The 21,690-nt window shown below is 62.4% G+C and carries 13 protein-coding genes; 6 read left to right on the forward strand and 7 right to left on the reverse strand.

The annotated features are described in order from the left end of the window. Window positions 1-25 precede the first annotated feature (25 nt). The 4 genes from V5E97_RS29465 (at window position 26) to V5E97_RS29480 (ending at window position 8,508) form a co-directional block, all read left to right on the forward strand. Entirely contained in the window at window positions 26-685 is a 660-nt protein-coding gene (locus V5E97_RS29465) for a TIGR03936 family radical SAM-associated protein (protein ID WP_406695136.1), read from the forward strand. A gap of 139 nt (window positions 686-824) precedes the next feature. Further along, a complete protein-coding gene (locus tag V5E97_RS29470) occupies window positions 825-4,145 on the forward strand; it encodes an Rne/Rng family ribonuclease (protein ID WP_406695137.1) in 3,321 nt (1,106 codons plus the stop codon). 281 nt (window positions 4,146-4,426) lie between these two features. After that, complete coding sequence (gene rplU / locus V5E97_RS29475; RefSeq protein WP_406695138.1) at window positions 4,427-4,744, forward strand: 50S ribosomal protein L21; 318 nt, start codon at window positions 4,427-4,429, stop codon at window positions 4,742-4,744. A gap of 791 nt (window positions 4,745-5,535) precedes the next feature. Beyond that, window positions 5,536-8,508 (forward strand): vitamin B12-dependent ribonucleotide reductase, encoded by a 2,973-nt coding sequence (locus tag V5E97_RS29480; RefSeq protein ID WP_406701236.1) that lies wholly within the window; start codon window positions 5,536-5,538, stop codon window positions 8,506-8,508. Between the two features lie 196 nt (window positions 8,509-8,704). Here the strand turns inward: V5E97_RS29480 and V5E97_RS29485 are convergent, their stop codons facing one another. The 3 genes from V5E97_RS29485 to V5E97_RS29495 all read right to left on the reverse strand — a co-directional run bounded on the left by V5E97_RS29485 (window position 8,705) and on the right by V5E97_RS29495 (window position 11,081). Next, window positions 8,705-9,649 carry a DUF3500 domain-containing protein gene (locus V5E97_RS29485; protein ID WP_406695139.1) on the reverse strand — a complete coding sequence of 315 codons (945 nt, stop codon included), beginning with the start codon at window positions 9,647-9,649 and terminating at the stop codon, window positions 8,705-8,707. A 267-nt stretch (window positions 9,650-9,916) separates the two neighbouring features. Further along, on the reverse strand, window positions 9,917-10,246 hold the full coding sequence (locus V5E97_RS29490) for a hypothetical protein (protein ID WP_406695140.1): 330 nt from the start codon (window positions 10,244-10,246) through the stop codon (window positions 9,917-9,919). A 445-nt stretch (window positions 10,247-10,691) separates the two neighbouring features. Next, window positions 10,692-11,081, reverse strand: a complete 390-nt coding sequence (locus V5E97_RS29495) for a hypothetical protein (RefSeq protein ID WP_406695141.1) — start codon at window positions 11,079-11,081, stop codon at window positions 10,692-10,694. 517 nt (window positions 11,082-11,598) lie between these two features. Between V5E97_RS29495 and V5E97_RS29500 the strand changes: the two genes are divergently transcribed. Continuing rightward, window positions 11,599-12,795, forward strand: a complete 1,197-nt coding sequence (locus V5E97_RS29500; RefSeq protein WP_406695142.1) for an aldose 1-epimerase family protein — start codon at window positions 11,599-11,601, stop codon at window positions 12,793-12,795. Between the two features lie 175 nt (window positions 12,796-12,970). On the opposite strand, the gene V5E97_RS29505 is transcribed toward V5E97_RS29500, so the two are convergent. Both V5E97_RS29505 and V5E97_RS29510 read right to left on the reverse strand, forming a co-directional pair. Then, window positions 12,971-13,411: a hypothetical protein gene (locus tag V5E97_RS29505; protein WP_406695143.1), complete on the reverse strand. Its 441-nt coding sequence runs from the start codon at window positions 13,409-13,411 to the stop codon at window positions 12,971-12,973. Between the two features lie 488 nt (window positions 13,412-13,899). Next, window positions 13,900-16,050 carry a heavy metal translocating P-type ATPase gene (locus tag V5E97_RS29510; protein ID WP_406695144.1) on the reverse strand — a complete coding sequence of 717 codons (2,151 nt, stop codon included), beginning with the start codon at window positions 16,048-16,050 and terminating at the stop codon, window positions 13,900-13,902. A 292-nt stretch (window positions 16,051-16,342) separates the two neighbouring features. On the opposite strand from V5E97_RS29510, the gene V5E97_RS29515 reads away from it, so the two are divergent. Then, the gene (locus tag V5E97_RS29515) at window positions 16,343-16,981 is read left to right on the forward strand and encodes a PSP1 family protein (protein WP_406695145.1); all 639 of its coding nucleotides are present in this window, start codon (window positions 16,343-16,345) and stop codon (window positions 16,979-16,981) included. Between the two features lie 21 nt (window positions 16,982-17,002). On the opposite strand, the gene V5E97_RS29520 is transcribed toward V5E97_RS29515, so the two are convergent. Both V5E97_RS29520 and V5E97_RS29525 read right to left on the reverse strand, forming a co-directional pair. Further along, window positions 17,003-20,065: a protein kinase domain-containing protein gene (locus V5E97_RS29520; protein WP_406695146.1), complete on the reverse strand. Its 3,063-nt coding sequence runs from the start codon at window positions 20,063-20,065 to the stop codon at window positions 17,003-17,005. A gap of 764 nt (window positions 20,066-20,829) precedes the next feature. Continuing rightward, on the reverse strand, window positions 20,830-21,573 hold the full coding sequence (locus tag V5E97_RS29525; protein WP_406695147.1) for a carbohydrate-binding family 9-like protein: 744 nt from the start codon (window positions 21,571-21,573) through the stop codon (window positions 20,830-20,832). Window positions 21,574-21,690: the final 117 nt, after the last annotated feature.

Genomic DNA, 21,690 nt, shown 5'->3' on the forward strand with positions numbered 1-21,690 from the left:
ACGGACGGGCGTTGCGGACCCTCACATGGGTTCGATGTATGCCGCGATGATGACAGCGACCAAGGTTCGACTCCGCTTCGCTAAATACGGCGATCTTCGACTCATCAGCCACCATGATTTGATGCGCTGCCTCGAGCGATTGCTCCGCCGCGCGCAAATTCCCACGGCGACGAGCCAGGGATTCAACCCACGCCCCAAGGTGGTCTTTACCTTGGCCTTGGCGCTTGGGATCGAAGGGCGACGCGAGGTGGTCGAACTGGAATTGGCCGAGCCCATGGAGCCGGCCGAGGTTCTCAGACGCCTCCGCGCCACGACACCGCAGGGGCTCGAGTGGCTCGACGTCGAGGGGGTTCCCCCCGGTCGTGCCGCACAGCCCGACTCGGTTGCTTATCTCATGGAGATCCCCGCGGACCGTCGGGACGAGGGCCGAAATCGCCTGGCCGCCTTTCTGGCCAGCGAGCAGTGGCCGTACACCCGACATCGCCCCGATCGCACCGTCGCGATCGATCTCCGCCCGTTCCTGCTCGATGCCGAGATCGATTCGCTCGGCCTCCTTCGTTTCCGCATGAAGATGTTGCCCAGTGGTTCGGCACGGCCTGAAGAGATCCTTGACGCTCTTGGCCTACGCGACCTGCTGGGACAGGGTTCGGTCCTGGTTCGTACCGAACTGGAACTGGTCCCTTAGCTCGAGGTGGGTTTCCGCTGTGAGTCTCCGTCGGCGCGCCTGCAAAAATCGATCTGCACCCGCCACTTGGCGGACGCCGCTGCGGAACCTCTTTACCCGACCAATGCCAACCGATTGATTGTGCTAGAAAGATGACCGTATGAAGAAAGAAATGCTGATCAACGTGCTCCAGCCCGAGGAATGCAGAATTGCCATCGTTGAGGATGGCATCCTTGAGGAGCTGTACGTCGAGCGCACCAGCCACGAGAGCTATACCGGTAATATCTACAAAGGCAAGATCGTTAACCTCGAACCGGCTATTCAGGCCGCATTCGTCGATTTCTCGGTCGGCCGCAACGGCTTCCTCCACGTTTCGGATGTGGAGCCGCAATATTTTCAGCGTCACCAGGCCGCCGAGGCCGAGGCCTCCGGCCCTTCCTCAACCTCCACCTCGGCCCCCGGCTCGAACCGTGAGCCGAGGCGCGATCGCGAGCCTAACCGTCGAGGTCGAACCGACGATCGTGACACGGCCCAGCCGTCCGCTCCCCCTCGCGCGGAAGAGCGTTATCGCGAGCGCGAGCGGCCCGAGCTCTCGGAGAAAGGCCGGCGCGACCGTTCGGAACCTCGCAGCTTCGGCGAGGGATTGGCCGATGACGATCCCTTTACAACCCGCTCGTCCGCCAGCTCATCGGCTCGCCCCACCCCTTCCGAACGCGTCGAACCCCGCCGCGGTCGGCCCGAGCCTCCCCTGCCCTCCTGGTCAGACGAGGTGACCCACGCGCGGGCTCCGGAGCATGCGCCGAGGGGCTTCGAGCCCGAGGAGCCCCGCACCCGGATCAGCCGGACTGCCGAGCCCTTCGACCCCGATCTACCGCCGAGCCGTACCCAGCGATCGCGACAAGCGCCTCCTCCGAGCCGACCCTCCGAACCCGAGATCGTGGATTCGGGCCGTGGAAGGATCATTGACGCCGACCTCCCCTCCGAAACGCAGGCGCCTCGCGATGCCCGACGTTCTCGGGGGCGCGGCCGGCCTGAACGCCCCGCTCCGGAACCCGAGCCTTTGTTCGAGGCCGATCTGGAACCGGCTTCGGAGCCGACCTTCGAAGAGATTCCCGAGACCCCCCGTCGCCGGGGCGGCCGAGCCGCCATCCGCTCACGCGGTGGCGAACGCGAGTCCACTGGCGAACGACCCCGTGAAGCGGCCCCCGAGCGAACCAGGCCGCCCGCGGTAGAACGCGCTGCCGAAATCGAGATCGAGCGGCCCCGTGATCGGGTCCGGGAACCTGAGCGAATCCGCGAGCCCGAACGGGGCCGGGAGCCTGAACGAATCCGGGAACCCGAGCGAACGAGAGAATCCGAACGATTCCGCGAACCGGAACGCGTTCGTGAGCCTGAGCGAGTTCGGGAACCGGAACGCGTTCGTGAGCCCGAGCGAGCCCGAGAGCCGGAACGCGTTCGTGAGCCCGAGCGAGCCCGAGAGCCGGAGCGGGTTCGGGAACCCGAGCGAACCCGCACTCCCGAGCGTGCTCGTGGACCCGAAGCGGAACCTCCTCGCGAGCGAAAGGCTCATGGCCGCGCCGGCGAACCGGGCTATGTCCCTCGCCGCGAGCGCTCCCGTGCGCCCGAGTCCACCTTCGGCTCGGACATCCCTCCTGCTTCGATCGAATGGGCGGAGCTGGCGGCCGAACCCGATATCGACGAGATCGAGGGCGAGGGTGGACCGGACGAGTTGGGCCCGGAATCGGGCAAGCTCGAAGGGCCTCGTCGTCGCCGCCGTCGCCGTGGGCGACGTCGCGACCGCGAGCAACCGGAGGGAACCCCGTCAGCTTCTCAACGCCCCGGCTTCGGCCCTGACGTCGAGGACGAAGACGATCTCGAGGTTGATGAGCCGCTGGAACTCGAAGTCGCTCATCGTGGAAGGGTTGAGGACGAAGAGCACCTCGTGATCGACGACTTCGACTTCGGCGACGAGCACGCCGAGCCGGACGACGAGCACGCCGACGACTTCCTCGATGATCATCCCTCCGCCGCCGCCGTCGATGAAGAGATCGACCCGGAGCTCGAGGAAGAAATCCGCCGAGAGATCGCCGAGATCGCCGAGCTCGAGCGAGAAATGGGCCTGCGAGGACCCGTCGAAGCCCGCCCCCGCCGCGGCGACGGCGAGCCGGACGCGGGACGCGGTGGCCGGTTCACCCGGGGACGTGGGCTGGTCAAGCCCCCGATTCAGGAGGTCTTCCGGCGCGGCGACGAGGTGCTCGTTCAGGTCATCAAGGAGAGCATCGGCACCAAAGGCCCGACGCTCTCGACCTACATCAGCATCCCTGGCCGCTACCTCGTGCTGATGCCCGGCCTGAATCGGGTCGGTGTCTCGCGCAAGATCGCCGACGAATCCCAGCGCCGTAAACTCCGCGAGATCATGACCGAGTTGAACCCGCCCAAGGGCCTCGGCTTCATCGTGCGGACCGCGGGCCTGGAACGGACCAAGCGTGAGCTGGCCCGCGACCTGGCTTACCTGCTCCGACTCTGGAAAGTCATCCTCCGTCGGATCAAGAAGGCCAAGACCCCCGCGCCGATCTATCAAGAGTCGGACATGATCACGCGGACCATCCGCGATATCTTCACGTCCGAGATCGATACGATCTGGATTGACGAACCCGCGGCGTTCGAACGCGCCCAGGAGTTCCTCAAGGTCGTCATGCCCCGATTCGTCAACCGGCTGAAACTGTACGACGAGAAGGTGCCGCTCTTCCACAAGTACGGCATCGAAGATGAAATCGCCAAGATTCAGCGTCGGAATGTCCCCCTCCCCGAGGGTGGATCCATCGTCATCGATCAGACCGAGGCTCTCGTCGCCATCGACGTGAACTCGGGCAACTTCCGGGTCGAGAACGACGCGGAAAAGACCGCCTACGAGATGAACCTGCGGGCCGCCAAGGAGATCGCCCGTCAGCTCCGACTCCGTGACCTCGGCGGAGTGATCGTCAATGACTTTATCGACATGCGTGACGAGCGGCACCGCCGGGGGGTGGAAAAGGCCCTTCGCGATGCCATCAAGCGGGACCGTGCACGCACCAAGGTCCTGCGGATGAGCGCGTTCGGGCTCATCGAGATGACCCGCCAGCGCATTCGGCCCAGCCTGAAACGCTCCGTCTACGAAGATTGCTCCAATTGCACGGGAGCCGGCGTCGTCAAGACCGTCGAAAGCATGTCGATCGACGTGATGCGTCTCCTGGCACTCGCCTCCCACCGTGAAGATATCCGGCGCGTTTCGGTCGGGGTCTGCCAAGCTGTGGCGACCTACTTGAACAACCGCAAACGCCGTGAAATCACCCGGATCGAGACCGAAGCCAACATGACGATCCAGATTCGAACCGAGCCGGATGCGGCCGCCGAGCACCTGCAACTCGAGTGCTACGACGGCAACAACAGCGAGATCCGACTCTTCCCGCCGCCTGCCCCGACCCATCGTGGCAGGCACTGAGTAACACGATCGTGAACCTCCGAGGTCCGGTTCCTTGCAAGGAACCGGACCTCGGAGCCGACCTTTGAAGGGGACGGTTCCGATCGTAGGAACTACGCAAGGCGCTGGTGGCCTGAAGCGTGCCCTTTCTTTTCCGGACTTAACTCGGTAACATTTGACTTTTTCCGCGTCCTCCCCACGAATCCAGAATGGGGTCGTTTTCCCGACGCGGGATCAAGACAGCGGAAAAGATCGACACCGGCCCCTTACATACAAGGTCCGGGTCGTGAGGAGCTCGACGGATGTACGCGATTTTTGAAGACGGTAGCCATCAGTTTCGGGTGAGCGAGGGAGACCGGGTCATCGTCGATCGGCGTCAGGGCGACGCCGGAACCGAAGTCGTCTTCCCCAAGGTTCTGCTCATCGCCGGCCCCGAAGGAGCGAACATTGGCGCTCCCGTGATCGAGGGCGCGCAGGTTCACGCCCAAATTGTCGACCAGTTTCGCGATAAGAAAATCATCGTCCAGAAATTCCGCCGCCGCAAAAACATGCGCCGTCGTAAGGGACACCGGCAGCACTACACGACCGTCTTGATCACGAGCATTGCTGCCACCGCCTAACAGGCGCGCTCCGCAGCCAAGCTCGCTCGAAATTCATAACCGCGTCACGCTTTCGGGATCCCGAAAGCGTGACGCGGTTTTTTTATTGGGATTTTCCTTCGGCCTCTCTCCCGAACCAAGGTGGTCGCTAATGACCACCTTGCGGCCGAACGTGACTTTTTCGCTATAACCGGCACAGGACTGATCATCTGAGACCTCTTTTGTCCTTCACAGTGCTTTTTCGCTGGGGGACTAGACTGGTTTTGGTAGAATGGGTCAACGCCGTCTCGACAGGTGAGGCATTCAGGAATTCGGACTCCTCTCGGGAGAGGGGAGGAAGAACAAGGGAGAGATGACGGGTCGGGCGAAAATTGCCTGAGATAGGGAAAATCCGAGCCCGATGTCTACAAACCCCATCCCTTAAAGCCGTTAGGGTCAGCCAAGATTTGGCTCCTATCTCGTGAGATTCTTCCGCTTCGGATCGGCTCTTGTGGAAAGCTTTGAGTTAGGGTACACCTTCGAAAGCCAGGCACGTCTGTTCAGGTGGACTTGGAAACACTATCTTCCCGAGCTCGATACGCTTCGGTGAGGAGAACGGGACGGCCACCCCGACAATCCAATCTCAGACAAGACAATTTCAGGGGATTCGTCACCAGCTTCTTCGCTCAATCGCCGATGAGTTGACGACGAACAATACGCAAGACAACGCGACAAAATTACAGTAGATATTCGGGAGAGCGTCCATGGCAACGGTTGGCGCACAGTCGAAGGGGAATGCATCGGAGACTCGAGGGGCGCAAGGGCGTTCTGGGATGGTCGTCCCGCGAGTATTCAGCACCGAGGGAGTCGACCCCTTCGATCAGGTGGACTGGGAGTTGCGGACGGCCGAAATCAAGGACGAGCGGGGCCGGGTCATCTTTCAGCAGACCGAGTGCGAGATCCCCAAGGCCTGGAGCCAGCTCGCCACCAACGTCGTCGCAAGCAAGTACTTCTACGGCGAGATCAATACCCCCGAGCGTGAGACGAGCGTTCGCCAGCTCGTGAACCGGGTGACCCGGACCCTCTCGGATTGGGGCCGGGAAGACGGCTATTTCGCCACCGACGAGGACGCCGACCGGTTCCATGACGAGCTCACTTCGCTCTGCGTGAACCAGTACGGCTCGTTCAATTCGCCCGTCTGGTTCAACGTCGGACTGTTCCATCAGTACGGGATTGCAGGTCCCGCCAATAATTGGCGCTGGGACGAGGAAACGCGGACTGTCGTCAAGGCGGAGAGCGCCTACCAGTATCCGCAAGGCTCGGCCTGCTTCATCCAGAGTGTCGGCGACGACATGCAGGACATCATGCGGGTGGCGACCGCGGAGGCGATGCTCTTCAAGTACGGCTCGGGGACGGGGACCGACCTGTCGACGCTTCGTTCGAGCCGGGAGAAACTCACCGGTGGCGGCCGTCCGTCGGGACCGGTCAGCTTCATGCGGGTTTACGATGCCATCGCCAGCGTCGTGAAGTCGGGCGGCAAGACCCGCCGTGCGGCCAAGATGCAGACGCTCAAGGTCTGGCATCCCGACATCCTCGAATTCATCGAGTGCAAGACGAAGGAAGAGAAGAAGGCGCTGACCCTGATCGAGATGGGTTACGAGGCCAACTTCAATGGGGAAGCCTACGCCTCGGTGATGTTCCAGAACGCGAACCTCTCGGTCCGGGCCACCGACGCGTTCCTTCGCGCCTCGGAGACGGGCGACGAGTGGACGACCCGATCCGTCACGACCGGCCAGCCCTTGCAGTCGTACCCCGGCCGGCTCCTGATGGACAAGATCGCCGAGGGAACCTGGTTCTGCGGCGATCCCGGCATGCAGTACGAGGACACGATCCAGCGCTGGCACACCTGCCCCAACACCGCGCCGATCAATAGCAGCAATCCGTGCAGCGAGTATATGTTCATTGATGACTCGGCATGCAATCTCGCGTCGATCAATCTGATGAAGTTCCGTCGCGAGGACGGCACGTTCGACGCGAAGGGCTTCCGGGCGGCCTGCCGGATCTTCATCACGGCGCAGGAGATTCTGGTCGATCACGCGAGCTATCCGACCGACCGGATTGCCGGCAATAGCCACAAGTTCCGCCCCTTGGGCCTGGGCTATGCCAACCTCGGCAGCCTCCTCATGGCCGCGGGCCTGCCGTACGACTCGGATCAAGGCCGGGCCTTGGCGGGTTCGATCACCGCGATCATGCACGGTCAGGCCTACTTGACCAGCGCTGAGCATGCCGGACACCTCGGACCGTTCGACGGCTTCCCGCTGAACCGCGAGCCGATGCTTCGCGTCATGGAAATGCACCGTGACGCCGTGGGTTCGATCGACCGCTCCGGCCCGCCTGATCTCGTGGCCGAGGCGCACACCGTTTGGGACGAGTGCCTCGAGTTGGGCCGCCGTAACGGCTATCGCAACAGCCAGGTCACGGTGCTCGCACCCACCGGGACGATCGCGTTCATGATGGATTGCGATACGACCGGGATCGAGCCCGACATCGCGTTGGTGAAATACAAGCAACTGGCCGGCGGCGGGATGCTCAAGATCGTCAACAAGACGGTCCCGATGGCGATGCGGACTCTCGGCTACGACGAGCCGTCGATCACGGGGGTGCTCGACTACATCGACGCCCACGACACGATCGAAGGGGCCCCTGCCCTCCGCGACGAGCATCTGGCCGTCTTCGACTGTGCGTTCGCACCACCGCAAGGGGGGCGGAGTATCCACTTCCGCGGTCACTTGCGGATGATGGCGGCCGTGCAGCCGTTCCTCTCGGGAGCGATCTCAAAGACCTGCAACGTTCCCAACGAAGCTACGGTTGATGATATCCGTGAGGCCTACCTCGAAGGCTGGAAGCTGGGTCTCAAGGCGCTGGCGATCTATCGCGATGGCTCCAAGGGAAGTCAGCCCGTGAGCACCAAGACCGAGACCGAAGGCGCGGCGGACAAGGCCGCTGCGGCCAGCGTTGCGGCGGCCACGGCCGCCGAAGCCGCTGCGGCCGCAGCCGCCCACTCGCTTGCCATCGTCGAAGCGAAAGCGACCTCGGCTGCTGTGGCTGCGGCTGCCCCCCCGGCCGTCGCGCCTGCTCTCAAGCCCCGGCGCGAGCGGTTGCCCCACACCCGGAGGGGCATGACTCACAAATTCAGCATCCAGGGACACGAAGGTTACGTCACCGTCGGTTTCTACCTCGACGGTCGCCCGGGCGAAGTGTTCATCACGATGGCCAAAGAAGGGTCAACCATCGGCGGTCTGATGGACGTCCTGGGGACCTCGATCTCCATCGGACTCCAGTACGGTGTGCCGTTGGAAGTCTTCGTCAACAAGTTCGCGCACAGCCGATTCGAGCCGGCTGGGTTCACCCAGAACCCGGATATTCCGATCGCCAAGAGTGTCGCCGACTATATCTTCCGATGGCTCGGCCTGGAGTTCATCCCGGGCTATCGCGAGGCCAACGCCCCGCAACGGCCGATTGAGGAAGTGGTGGCTGGGGAAGCGCCGGTCGTCAAAGTCAACGGGCATCGCACGGCCACGATCGATGACCTGGAGCATGTCGAAGCGGTCCGCGAAGCGAATCAGGCGCCTCCGGTGGCCAAGCTTGAAGCCTCGATTCTTGAAGGTGGGGCCGGAGCACGGGAGAAGCAGTTCGCCCATTTTCAGAGCGACGCCCCCTCCTGTGATAACTGCGGTTCCTTGACCGTCCGGTGCGGCACCTGCTACCGCTGCTTCAATTGCGGTAACAGCATGGGATGTTCATGACGTAAGGACATCGTCTGTCCTCGAGTACGAATCCGCAGGGCCCCGGAGAGATCTCTCCGGGGCTTTCTGCGTTTTTTGTCTTTCCCTGGGACCGCAATCGCCTTTTTGCGAGCTCGCCGCACAGGACGAGAACTCCATGCCACGAGTCGGCGCTTCGACCGCGAAACGACTTCGCGGAGATTCAGACGCTGGCTGCTCACCTCGTGAGGTTCAGCCATGAGTGGACGTGCGGGGTACCGTGGAAGTGCCAGGTGAAGGTCGGGGCTTCGAGTTTCCAGATGTCCCCGGTTTGGCGATCGCTGGTCTGTCCGGCTGAGAAGTAGGTCAAACGTAGCTCGTCCGTGCCACTCTGATCGCGGAGGCACTTCTGAATTCCCTCGGCGTCGATGCTTCTGAACGGCCGGGTCAGATCCCTGAGCAGTTGCTGAACCATTCGCTTCTGCGCGACGTCGAGACCGACGACGGCCAGCCCCGCGCCATCGAAGGCATCCCGATGATCCCCATGGGGGCGGTCGGAAGCTTGGGAGCCGGCGGTCTTCGCCTCTCCGGGACGAAAGAGAGCCTGGGCACGCTGCCTGTCGTCGAGGCTCGAGAAGATTGCGTTCGCCTGTTCGAGCTGATACCGCCAGACGTTCCGCTCATGGCCTGAGCACTTAGGCTGGTCACGATGCTCAAGGGCATGGCCGTAGAAAATCGGTCCGCTGAAGGCCGCACCTTCATGTCGGTGGCCGTCGGCGCGGAGCGTGTTGTGTCGACCGGTAAGCACCCACTCGAACGGATGATCGGTCCCCGGCTCACCAAACAGGGCCACATGGTAGTTCTCGAACCCACCGGCGTCGTCGTTCATTTGCCGGTTGAATCGCTGGTGCCCGTCTTCGCTGCAAAGGTTCTTGAAGATCTCACGGCAGAGGGCCTGCTGTTCCGTCGTCAAGTCTCCGATCCTTGGCTTGACGATCGCCCAGTTGTTCTCAACCCTCGTCCTGAGCGGGTGATCGAACGGGAAGCAGATCCGAGACCGCTGAGCGTCGCTGAGGGCCTGGAAAAGTCGGGCGACCGGGGTCTCGACCAGAGTCGAATCCTGCCGACTCGCCTGACCCCCAAGAACGACCTGGGACCTCGCCAAGGACGTTGTTGCGGCCAATGCCGTCGCTCCCACGGCCTTTACAAACTCTCGGCGTGAAGGCGCTCGGCCGCAGCCTGGGGCTGTCGATGAGGGGGGCAACGAAAGCAAAGACGCGGCCTTCAACCTGGTTCCCTCATCCTGCAGAATGCTTGGCAGAGAATCGATTTGCAGCCCCAACGAAGGCCCTATCGTCCTCCGGCCAGCAGAAACATAGGTTCTGTTTTCGTGTGATTATATAATGGGTTTAATGAGCTGTATGTCTGCCGAGCATGTTGGTGCATGCTTTCACTCGGACGGATCGTCGGTTGATTCCTCCGGCCCAAGCTTCTGGTAGCCCAGGCCATGAATCACCTGAAGCACTTCTCCCCACGTGGGGAACATCCGACCGCTTGTCGTTTTGTATGCTTGCATCGCCTTCATGAACTCCACTTCCGCCTGCGAGTAGTCGCGTTCGCAGGTGGACGGATCGATCAGCCGCCGTCGACCACTCCCCTTGCGAGCGTTCGCGGCCCGCTGGGCGAGTTCGGTCGTGCGGCGATTGATCCAGGTCGAATCATCAGCATCACGGAGAGGGCTGTCTGAGTCGGTCGGGCCGGTGATCTGGGAGTAAGTCACGGGGGTCCTTCCTTCATGGAATGGGTCGGCCATTGATGCGACGACACACGCGACCGTCGAGCCTGTTGCGAAGTGAAGCGATTTCGCCAATTCGCTTGCGATCGAGTCCTGAGAGGAGCTGTTTCACAACGACGGCGACCGGAAAAATCGTTTAAGCACTCTAGTTCGATTGGCGTGTTTGGGCAAGAAGAGAAAGGTGGATCGATTGGGAGAATTAGGTGTTTAGGTCGGAACAATCGGCATAATCGGTGCAAGTGGCGTGCTCGCCCTGTGTGCCGACGCCGCGTTGAGGACTGGCCTGCTGGCAAATTGAAGGAAACCTGCCGATTCGATCACAACGAGCACTGAGGAATTGGACCCGAAGAAATGGGGGCGAGCCGGCGGAGTCTCCGGGGCCTTGTTAGACGATGAGGAGTCGGCGCGTTGACGAAACGCGCTGCCTCACTCAGCCTAAGGGTTGAGAATGTCTTGGCCTGTAGATTGGATTAACCGCACTCACAAGCGAGAGCTGCGCGACGGTGGGAAGTTGAGCGATGGGGAGCAGGCCTTCGATGGATTTCGTGTTCGGGTCGGTGGCTCGAACTTGCATTCCGAGTTCGGAGAGAGCGGCTTGCAAGGCGACCCAATCCTCGCCCCGGATCACCACTCCGACGTTGCTTCCGTCAATGATGACGTTGGCACCACGGGGCGAGGTGAAGTGACCGTTGCCTCCCGCCTCCATGTATTGCTGATAGTCTTGGTAGACGCCGATCAGGCTTTGCCCCGCCTTGGCGAGGGGGCCGTTTTTGACGTCGCCAATATCGGTGGTCGTGGGGGGTTGCGAATGGTTCGACATGATTCTACCGCCCTGGGGGACCTGGGAGGCGCCTGGACCGTCGCGTTCAGGGTCGTTGAAGTGGGCGACGTCCTTACTGACAAGCTTACACCAGGCAAATGACCTGCGATAGTCGAGAGACCTTATCTTCGCGTAAATCACGCTAAACCGTGTGCTGGCCGGGAGCGGTTCACGATGGAGTTGCGCCGCGCGGAGAAACCGGAATCGGAAGCCAGGGAGGGAGGCGCCGAATGTGCGCCACCCAAAGCTGAACCGCCCGATCCCGCCGATCGAACCCTCGCCCTTGGAAGGCCGTAAGGTCGATTTTTGAACGTGGCTGGGGATCAAATTCGCGTGAAAATATTGTGAAATCGTTTTGTCTTGATGGTGTTAGGGGGTCGACGCGAATTGGAGGCCTCCTTCTGAGTCCTTCGAGGTGAATTCGGCCCCTGGACTTGATCGGTCGCGGGCAGTATGCTGGCCCGCGCTGTCGAAAGTCTTGAGAACCAGCCCCTTCCGCGAGTCCGGCGAGGCCCACATGCCCTCTTTCACGTTGACCGACGTCGGTCGCGATCTCTGGGTCGAGAATTTCGCGATCGACGCGGCGAGCCTAGAGTCTCCTTCGCCTCATGCCTGGTCTGTGACCAAGCGTACGCTTCGTGGCGGGCGTCGCGATGGCGTTGATTTGATCCAGGTTAATAATGGTGTTTTCACGTTTTCGATTGTTCCGACTCGTGGTATGGGCCTTTGGAAAGGACACCTGGGCGGCGATCGGGTCGGCTGGGATTCGCCAGTCGGTGACGGACCCGTCAATCCTGCGTTCGTGAATCTGATGAATTGGGGAGGGCTCGGGTGGCTCGAGGGGTTCGACGAACTGGTCGCACGTTGCGGGCTCGAGAATAATGGAGCGCCCTACGAGGAGAAGGTGACCAACTCCGACGGTTCGGAGCGTCATACAACCTACGGGCTGCATGGCAAGATCGCCAACATCCCTGCCTCGTTCGTGGCGGTCCATGTTGGCACGGAACCCCCCTACGAAATTGTGGTCGAGGGGCAGGTTGAAGAATCGAAGTTGTTCGCACCACAGATCCGGATGACGACTCGGGTTAGCACCACGCCCGGATCGAACCGGCTCACGGTCCGCGACGAGTTTCTCAACCTCAAAGATGCACCGGGCGAGATGCAGGTGCTCTACCACTGGAATTTTGGGCCGCCCTACCTTGAAGAAGGGGCCCGCTTCGTCGCGCCGGTCAAGGTGATGGCCCCGCGCGATGCGTGGGCCGCCACGGCGATCGATCACTACGAGACCTACCGAGCACCCGAACCCGGTTTCGCCGAGCAGTGCTACTTCTTCGAACTCCAAGGCGGGCTCGACGATGGCCGCACCTTGACCATGCTCCGCAACAAGGCGGGCGACAAGGGAGTTGTCCTGCGGTTCTCCCCCGCCCAGCTCCCGGCCTTCACACTCTGGAAGTGTACGGGCGGGCTCAAAGAGGGATATGTCACCGGTCTCGAACCCGCCACCAACTATCCCAATCCCAAGCCATTCGAGAAGGCCCGGCAACGGGTCGTTGCTCTCCCCGCGGGAGGGCGATACGTGGCTGAGACAACCCTCGAGGTCCTCTCCACTGGCCAGGCTGTCGCCGCCGTCGAAGCCGAGATTCAGGCAATTCAGGCTCAGGCGAATCCGATCATCCACCGCAAGCCGACCGAGCCGTACGGGCCTCAGGACTGAGTCAGCAAGCCGCCCTCAGTTGAGATTGTCGATCGATATTAGCATTGATTTTCATCGTTGAGAAACGGTTCCGAACCATGGGGCGTTCCCCAAAGGTTCGGAACCGTTTCGGTTTTACAGATCGTCGATTTCTTGCGTGACGATATCAAATCGTTGGTTTGTAGGCTGATAACTACTATCGTGAGTAGCGCCGGAAGGTTGGAGTCTGGCCCGTCCGGAATCCCCAGTCGTTCTCGACGATCACTCCACCCACGTTGGAGGAGGCCGAGACCGTCAGGCTGGGGCCAACGACGATGCCGACATGGCCGGTCGCGTCGGCGTATCGGTGCGCCTCCGCGACGATATCGCCCGGCTGAGCGCTGGTGACAACGTCCCAGCCGTTGATCTCGACCTTGGGATCGGCCCACTCACCTGCCGTCGGTGGCCGGCTGAAAAAGAGGTACATCGAGACCTTGGGCGGTGGCTTGACTCCGGATTCGACCGCGACATCGAAGACGAACTTGTTGCATTTGTTGGTGTTCGCCGCGAACTCATCCTTTGCCACGTTATACATCCAGTCCTTGGCACCCACCTTACCCCGAGCAACACGCGCGATATCGGAAGCCAGAGATGACACGGGCTACTTCTCCATCACCTTGGGATTAAAGAGGTCAGAACGATGTTCGGTTTCCACTCGTTCCGGCCTCTTATGCTTAGGGCGTGCCGTTTGGGCCTCTGTTGAGGCCACTGATCGGCCTCTCATTCACTTGTTGGCCGATCCGACTTGCATGGGTTCGACGTGCTAGACACTTGGCCGGGCGTTGCCGAGCCCAGAGTAAACGCGGTGGCCGCTCGTTTGTGACTAACGGCCCTCGGCGCGAGCGTTGATCGAACGCGTGATTCCCTTTTTTGGTGATGGGTCGTTGACTCGTCCACCGCCGCGATCGGGAGTCAGACGGTGAAGTCAGGAGGGCCGAGTTTGAGCGATAGACCGTCGGTTGTTCGTAGTGGCTTCTTCCTTGCTGGGGAAGAAGTCGGATTCGGTGATCCGAATCGGCCGATCGATCTCGTTCATGCCTGGCTCTGGGGGATCGATCGTCGGGCTCCGTCGCTGGCGAGTGGGGCTTACTGACGATCGGCGGACGAATTGCGCAGCAACCGCAGGGCGTTGGCGGTGACGAGCAGGCTGGTGCCCAGGTCGGCGGCGATGGCCATGGCCAGGGTGGCGTAGCCAAGTGCAGCGAGCAGGAGGACGAGGGCCTTGGTACCCAGAGCCAGGCCGATATTTTGCCGGATTCGGGCCAGGGTCTTTCGGCTGTGGCGAACCAGCCAGGGCAACGCGTTCAGGTCGTCGGCCATCAGGACGACGTCGGCCGTCTCGAGGGCTGCGCCGCTGGAGATGCCTCCGAGGGCCACGCTGACCCGAGCGGTCGCCAGTGCGGGGGCGTCGTTCACGCCATCGCCGACCATGCCCGTGGCTCCATGCCGCGCGTCGAGTTCCGTGATGGCGGTGACTTTCTCGGCGGGAAGCAGGCCTGAGCGATGCTCGCTGATGCCCAACTCCTTGGCCATGGCCGCGGCGGTCGGTGGGTTATCGCCCGTGAGCATCACCGTTTGGATTCCCAACGCGTTCAGCTCGGCAAGAATGCGCGCGGCTTCGGGGCGTGCCTGGTCGGCCAAGCGGATCCAACCGAGCGGGCCGGCCTGAGTGCTGAGGGCAACGGCCGTTCCTGCGTTCCGTTCGGCCGACCCGAGCCTGGCGTGGAAATCCGGGGGACAAAGGCCGGTCTCGTCAATGTAACGATGACTTCCGATATGATACTCCACGGCTTCGACGAGGCCCGATGCGCCCAGGCCGGGCTCAGCTCGGTAGCCATCGGCCAGCGGAACGACCAGGCTGCGCTGACGAGCGTGGCGGGCGATGGCCCGTCCCAGCACGTGGCCGCCACGATCGCCCAGTGCGGCGGCGATTCGAAGCACCTCCTCGCCGTCGCTCCCGTCAATCGAGATGACCTCGACGACGTCGGGCTCGCCTCGGGTCAGTGTGCCCGTCTTGTCGAAGGCGAGGACCCGGAGCTGGCCAAACTCCTCGAGATACTCTCCGCCTTTGATGAGAATCCCATGTCGGGCCGCCGCCGTCAGGCCACTGACGATCGCCACGGGGGTTGAAATGACCAGGGCGCACGGACAGGCGATCACGAGCACGACGAGTCCGCGGGCGAACCAGGTTCCCCATTCGGCCGAGCCCGGCGGCGTTCCCGTGGCGATCTGGATGAGCGGTGGGGCCAACATGATGAGCGCGGCAATGACCATCACGGCGGGGGTGTAGATCGCGGCGAACCGTCCGATCCGACGCTCCACAGGCGCACGCGCTGCCTGAGCGTCGCGGACCTGCGCAATGATCCGTGAAATCAGGGCGTTGCCGATCGGCCCCGCCGCCTCGATTTCGAGGGCACCCTCGCCGTTGACCGTCCCCGCGAAGACCTGGTCGCCCGGCTCACGCGGCACCGGGACCGACTCGCCGGTGATTGCTTTTTGGTCGACGCTCGAACGGCCGGAGATGACGGCCCCGTCGATCGGGATGCGATCGCCGGCCCTCACGTGAACGCGGTCCTTCGCTTTGAGCTCGCTGGTGGGGACGACCTGGACCGTGCCATCCGCGGTGATGACCTCGGCGGTCTCAGGGGCGATCTCCAGCAGTCGCCTGACGGCCCGGCGAGCCCGATCCAGGCTGAACCGCTCGAGCGCCTCGGACAGCCCGAAGAGAAAGGCCACGGTCGCCGCCTCGTCCCATTGGCCCAGGGCCAATGCGCCGGCCACGGCCACGGTCATCAGGACGTGAATATCGAAACGGAACTTGACGAGTCCGCGAACGGCCTTCGGAAAAAGCTCGTACCCTCCGAAGAGAATTGCCAAGGCGTAGGCGGCTCGTTCCAAGACGTGGTGGCCTGGGGAGATCGACCCGAGAACGACTCCGCCGAACAGCGCCAGGCCTGATCCGACGGTCGCCACCCAACGGCCGTTCCTCGTCCACCACCCGTCCCGTTCCACGCTCTCCTCGACGAGCGAGGCGTTCATTCCCGCGTTAGCGACCCGATTCAGGAGCTGGGGCGGGACAATTTTCTCTGGCTCGTAATCGACCGTCATCGTCCCGTGGATCAGGTCGAAGCCGAGGGCGAGCACACCGGGAACCTCACCCAGAGCAGCGCGGAGCTGTTCCATCTCGATGGCACAATCGAGGCCGGCAACCTTGAACGTGCAGCGGGCTCGGCTCATTATGACAATCCTCTCACGTGATCAAGGCCACCCGGCCCCATCCTGAGTCCGTTCGATCGATGGGCGCTCGGAGGATCGATCATAAGTCATGATCCGGCAAGGTCGCCCGCCGAATTATAAGGTGAACGCCGGCTTTCGAGAACGCTTTAGCCCCATCCCCAACGATTTGAGTGGATTAAGACCGGATCGCGATCGATGCCGCTCCTCTCCCCGTCATCGCCTTGCGTGCCCGGGAGAAATCACGATAATCAAAGGATTGGTGGACGTCTGTCGGGTCATGGTCGAGGACCGTATGGCACACTTGTACTTGATCCGCTACGGCTTGATGGCCCAGGTCGGAAAGTTTTCCGCCGACTCGGCCGACTTCGAGCGTGGCACCACGGTCGTGATCCGATCGCATCGCGGGACGGAGCTTGGCGAAGTGCTCGCGCCGCTGTCCTCGGCTTCCAGCGAGGCAGAAACGGCTGCCCGTGTCCTTCGCATCGCCGGCCCCTTAGATTTGGAGCAGGCCCGCCTGGCCGAGTCGGCCCGTTCGACTCGATTCGAGATGTGTCAGCGGCTGTTCCAGGATGGTGTTTGGCCGATGGAATTGATTGATGTCGAACCTTTGCTCGACGATCGTCGGACCGTTCTGCACTATCTCGGGCCCCACCGCCTGGATGTGACGGGTTTGCTCTCGGCCTTTCGCTCGACGTACGACCTTGACGTGATGCTCGAACCGGTCGGTCGCGACGTGCCGGACGAGGAAGAGGAAGAGGCGGAAGTGGAAGCCGATGAAGGGGGCTGCGAGAGTTGTGGCTCCGAGGGTGGAGGGGGCTGCGGCTCGTCCGGCGGTGGGTGTGGGACCGGAGGGGGGGCGTCCCACGGCGGATGCTCCGACTGTGGGGTCAAGAAGCTGATTTCGGGGAGTCGGCGCCATGCCGCCCGGTGAAGTCGATGAGTGAGCCTTGATTCAGTCTCGTTTGAATCGTGCGGGGCGGACTCGGTCGCGAAGGCCGTCGAAGTTCACGTCGTCCTCGAACCAATTCCCCAGGATACTCGGATTGATCGCGAAGACGTTTTCGAGCTCCGCGGCGGCGCGGGGAATGAAGCACGGTTCAGATCTGGCAGCCAATCCATAAGCTCGAGCCAGGGCGTAGTGCGACTCGCCCAGCATCGTCTGAATGCGGTAGGCTTGCACCAGGCCGTCTTGCGCCACCTTGATCGCCGCTTTCGGCTGATTTTCCTGGAGGAGGTCGCTGGTGCGTTGATGGTAAATACTGACCGCGTCTTTGTATTGGGCAATGAGTTCCTCGAGCCGAGGATGATCGACCAGATAGGCGAAGTCGGCCATGGCCTTGCGGCATTCGAGCTTGCGGAGGAGCATTGCGCGGTAGAGTCTCGCCTCCAGATGCTCGGGTTCAAGTTCGATGAGCTTGTCCAGCTCGAGGAGTGCTTCGGGGTAACGTTTGCGATCGCGGAGTTGGGTCGCGCGTAAAAGCCGAGTTTCGAGGTCGTCCGCTTGATCACTCGCAAGGATCGGTTCGATGGGTTTTGGGGCGGATCTCGCCCGATCGGGGTCGGAAGAGTGCATCGACTCCAGGCGGACTTTGAGCATGAGGACTTCGCTTTGGCTTCGTGTGAGAAGCTCAAATCGGCGGAGGTCCGATTTGACATGGTCCCCCTGCCCTAGCTGTTTGCGCACAAAGGTCTGATTGCGGGTGGAGACGGCGTGGTCAGGGTCGATCTCGAGCGCCTTGGTGCACTCGGCAAGTGCGGCATCGTACTGTCCCATCATGAACAGACAGCCCGCGAGCTGGGCACGCAAGGCCACGTTCCTGGGGCGCTGGGCGATGCACTGTCTGAGGTGTTCGGCGGTCGCCGGCTGGTCACCCAGGCGGAACGCGACCGTCGACGCACGGTAATGACCCCAGAAGGAATGGGGGCGGGCTCTTAATACGGCCTGATAATGAACCAGGGCTTCTCGCGCATGCCTTGGTTCCGCCTCGACGCCGAGCAGATAATCCTCCATCCAGAGCGCCGGCCGGACGGCGACCTCGGGTTGGGGCGTGGTCAGGGGCGGTGATCCGCCGGTTTTATTGAGCTGTTGGAGCAGCCGCCTTTGCTGCGTCTGGAGCGGACCGAACGGCGCTTTGGCCATCACCTGTTCGAGCAGTGCCTGGGCACGGAGCCAGTCGTCGGGTGAATCAGGACGATTCCCCAGGGCCCTCGTGTAGCGAAGGATTTGCTCCAGGAGCCATACCTCGAGCTCCGAGCGTTCCGGTTCGGGCAGGCTCTGAACGTCGTTGCGGAGCCGCCAGTCGGCATCCTCCAAGACATTGTAGAGATTGAGATGTTTGCACGCGGTTTCGGCGGCATCGATCTGGTTGTCGGGGGACCAATTCCCGAAGCGAAGGAAGCGAAAGACGGTCGAGTCATTGCGATCCCAGGTGAGCGTGAGCTTGTCCTCGGCCTGTCTGCGAAGCGTGCTCTGAAACGAGTGCCAGAGCGCCGTCATGGCCGTGGTGCAGATGATCACCGCCAGGACCGCGGCGGCCACGGCGAAACGCTGACGGCGTGCCCAGCGGCCCAGGCGAAATCGCCAAGGTGGTTCCTCGGCGAATGCGAGTGGCCGGCCTGCTCGCCAGCGGTCGAGGTCGTCGGCCAGCTCCGACGCCTGGCTGTAACGGTCGGCCCGATCGGGGGCCAAGCAACGCGTCAGGATCGATCGAAGACCCCTCGGCACCGAGGAACGCGCGAGCCACCGCATTGCATCGTCGCCGTTGCGCCCCGACTCGGCGAGCATCGCGGCAATCTCTTGCCGGGTCCGGGCCTTCGCTTGCGGCAGGTCGGGGGATTGGCCGGTCAGCGCTTCCAGCAAGACGACGCCGAGCGCGAAGATGTCGGCTCGATGCCGGTCCGCGGCGCTGGGGGTCGACATCCGGTGCGACTCGGCCACCGCCCGCAGCCGTTCGGGGGCCATGTAGGCAAGTGTGCCTCCGGCGTCGGCCGGCAAGTCCGAGGCTCCTGGGAGCCGCCAGCCGACCGCCAGGTTGAAGTCGAGCAGCATCGGATTGCCGTCGGCCGTCAGGAGGATGTTCGACGGCTTGATATCGCCGTGGGCTACGCCCCGCAAGTAGGCATGGTCGAGCGCCTCGGCCAATCGAGCGACCATCCAGGCCGTGGCCGCCGGGTACGATAATCCTTCGACGACCTCACGGGCGGGCCGAGCCAGGTTGGCCTTGGGATATTCGGGCGCGGAGACCCGGTCCAGGTCGGAGAGCAAGTCGCGGCCTGACCTGGGACGCCGTCCGATCCGCCGCCGTTCGGCCAGGACGGTCGACAGCGTCGCCCCGCCAAGGAAGGGGAGGCAGATGAGCTGCAGCGTTCCATCCTCGGCCGACCCATGCCAGAGGACCTCGACAATGTGCGAGTGCCGCGCTCGGGCGAGCAGCCTTGGCTCCGGCGTCAGCCGGGTCGAGATCTTCACAACCACCAGACGGTCGTCGAGGTCCGACTGCTCGGCGAGGTAGACGCGTGCGAATGACCCGCGCCCCAGTTCGCGTTTGAGGATGTACGGACCAATCTCGTCCCCGACCTCAGGCAAGATTTCCGGGTCGGTCCACTGGCGGAGTTCCGTCGAGCTCAGGGCGCCGTGGAGGCGGAAGAGCCGATCGAGCGAGGCTTCGCGGTCGGGAAATCGTCGCAAAAAGTCGGTGGGGTCCGGGGCAAGCCCCTTCGACTCGGCAAGACAGAACTCGTGGTAAATCAACTCGACGACGTCAGCCGGATGTGCCGAGGACATCCGGCCCAAGAAGGCCTCGACATGGGGCCTCTCACCCCGATCCCAGCAGGCCGTCAATTCGGCCACTATCGCCTCGAATGACCCCGAGGCGAGCGGATTGGGACCAGTCGAGGCCGACAGCCATCGACGATCGACCACCGGGAACTGGCGTGAGCGGCCCACCTCCGAAGGGAAGGGCTCCGACAGTTGCAGTTCGCCGAAATCTTCGCGTTGGGCTCGTCTTGGAGTCATTACCATGACCGCTCCTACCGCGGTCGACCTGGCTCGGGAAGCCTCCCGGGAAGAAGACACTCCCTCACCTTATAAATCGTTCGTCCGAGTTTCCGAAGCGACGGCCCACAAGGTGAATGGCGCTTGCCTACCGGGTTTCCGCGGGCGCAATCCATTCTCCAGTTCGTTGATACGGTCGGAAAAATGGAACTCCGCGATTCGATTTTTCCTCGCGACGCCAACCTGAACAATCCGTTTGGCGAAGTTCTCGAGCCCCCCTCTCGCTCGGCCGCTACTCGATCGAAAACCGAGAAGTTCCGTGCGAGGCAATCGTTGGAGGAATCATATGACTATAGCGATTAACCTTTGTTGAATCTAGAGTGGCATTCTGATTTGCTGAAAGTGAATCAGCACGTCGATACTCTCTTGCTTGAGATTGCATTATACCCGCCCACCTCGGAAAATCTCCCGAAATCACGGTGAAATACGCGTCCGCAAGTGGTCGTTGACTCAATTTTGGATGTCGGCCTTGGTGGAGGGGAACGCGTGTCGAGGTGTGGCTGACGACCTAGTTTGCTAACTCGACGGAATCCACCTCGTTCAAGGCGAGATCGATCAAGGGGCAGTGGCTCGGATCTGGGATGGGCGGGGTTGTCGCTGGGATCGTCGCCTGGAACTGCGACGATCCGGGAGGCATCGGAACCCCTGTGGTCCCCAGGTCCTGCTGCGCAATGTAATACATCGTCGCTTTGGGCCGTTTGCTCCAGTCTCGAACTCGGGCGGGATCACTCGAAACGAAGCCGGCCATAATCTTCGTAACGATGGAAGCTGGGCTGTGTCAGGGGAGCCGAGCTTGTGAGCACGGGTTTGGTCCCCGCCTCGCCGTAGTCATAACGGCAGAGAGCGAAACGCCACTCATCGCCCGCCTTGGGGCGACCGCCTGAGGGGGCGAAGATCGACCAGGGGATTCGGCCTTCAACGGTCCATCCGAGATCCGTGTCGCCTGGCTGATCCACGGTCCCTCGATTGACCGCGATGGCCTTCATGCCGAGCGGAGGGCGAGCGGCCAGCGTTGCGAAATCGAAACCACGCTTGGGGAACGCCAACTCGAGGATCAGGGAGTGAGGGTTGACCTGAAACTCGTAGTACTCGGGGCGCGCTTCGTGCGGTTTGAAAAAGAGTTCGAAGACGTCCCCCTCCCAGAGAGTGTCGTTTCGCTTCGTCCCGAACGCACGCAGCTCGGCGTCATCCATCTCTGCGGCGAAGTAGAGCGCCTCGTCATCCCAGACTAGGCGGGCACGAGTGACCCCGGACCCCTTGGTCTTGGTCCAGAAGATGGGGAAGCGATCGATGATCTGGGCGTTTGCCCAGGATGGGTCGTCGAGCCGGCCATCGATCGTCGGGGCGGAGTTGACCTTCCGGCAAATGGCGTCTTGCGTGAGCGGAGTGGCGTCCTGGTCGTCCGCAACGCAAGGGGTTACACCCAGGGCTAATCCGGCGAGAGCGGTCAACCATCGGGAGCAGGTCATGGAGGCGTCCTCTTCCAATGCAAGCCATGTCGATCCGACCGGTGATCCGGGGTTGAGGACTCGACGCTTGAAAATAGCCGAAGCCCTGGGTTCAAGCAATCGCCATGATTTAAAGGG

The sequence above is a fragment of the Singulisphaera photorubra genome (assembly GCF_045290345.1).
Lineage (GTDB): Bacteria > Planctomycetota > Planctomycetia > Isosphaerales > Isosphaeraceae > Singulisphaera.

Bases quoted from the DNA above. Each gene is read 5' to 3' on its own strand.
- rplU (WP_406695138.1), top strand. From the start codon at position 4,427: ATGTACGCGATTTTTGAAGACGGTAGCCATCAGTTTCGGGTGAGCGAG.
- V5E97_RS29515 (WP_406695145.1), top strand. From the start codon at position 16,343: ATGGCACACTTGTACTTGATCCGCTACGGCTTGATGGCCCAGGTCGGA.
- V5E97_RS29510 (WP_406695144.1), bottom strand. From the start codon at position 16,050: ATGAGCCGAGCCCGCTGCACGTTCAAGGTTGCCGGCCTCGATTGTGCC.
- V5E97_RS29500 (WP_406695142.1), top strand. From the start codon at position 11,599: ATGCCCTCTTTCACGTTGACCGACGTCGGTCGCGATCTCTGGGTCGAG.
- V5E97_RS29480 (WP_406701236.1), top strand. From the start codon at position 5,536: ATGGTCGTCCCGCGAGTATTCAGCACCGAGGGAGTCGACCCCTTCGAT.
- V5E97_RS29470 (WP_406695137.1), top strand. From the start codon at position 825: ATGAAGAAAGAAATGCTGATCAACGTGCTCCAGCCCGAGGAATGCAGA.
- V5E97_RS29525 (WP_406695147.1), bottom strand. From the start codon at position 21,573: ATGACCTGCTCCCGATGGTTGACCGCTCTCGCCGGATTAGCCCTGGGT.
- V5E97_RS29520 (WP_406695146.1), bottom strand. From the start codon at position 20,065: ATGACTCCAAGACGAGCCCAACGCGAAGATTTCGGCGAACTGCAACTG.
- V5E97_RS29495 (WP_406695141.1), bottom strand. From the start codon at position 11,081: ATGTCGAACCATTCGCAACCCCCCACGACCACCGATATTGGCGACGTC.
- V5E97_RS29465 (WP_406695136.1), top strand. From the start codon at position 26: ATGGGTTCGATGTATGCCGCGATGATGACAGCGACCAAGGTTCGACTC.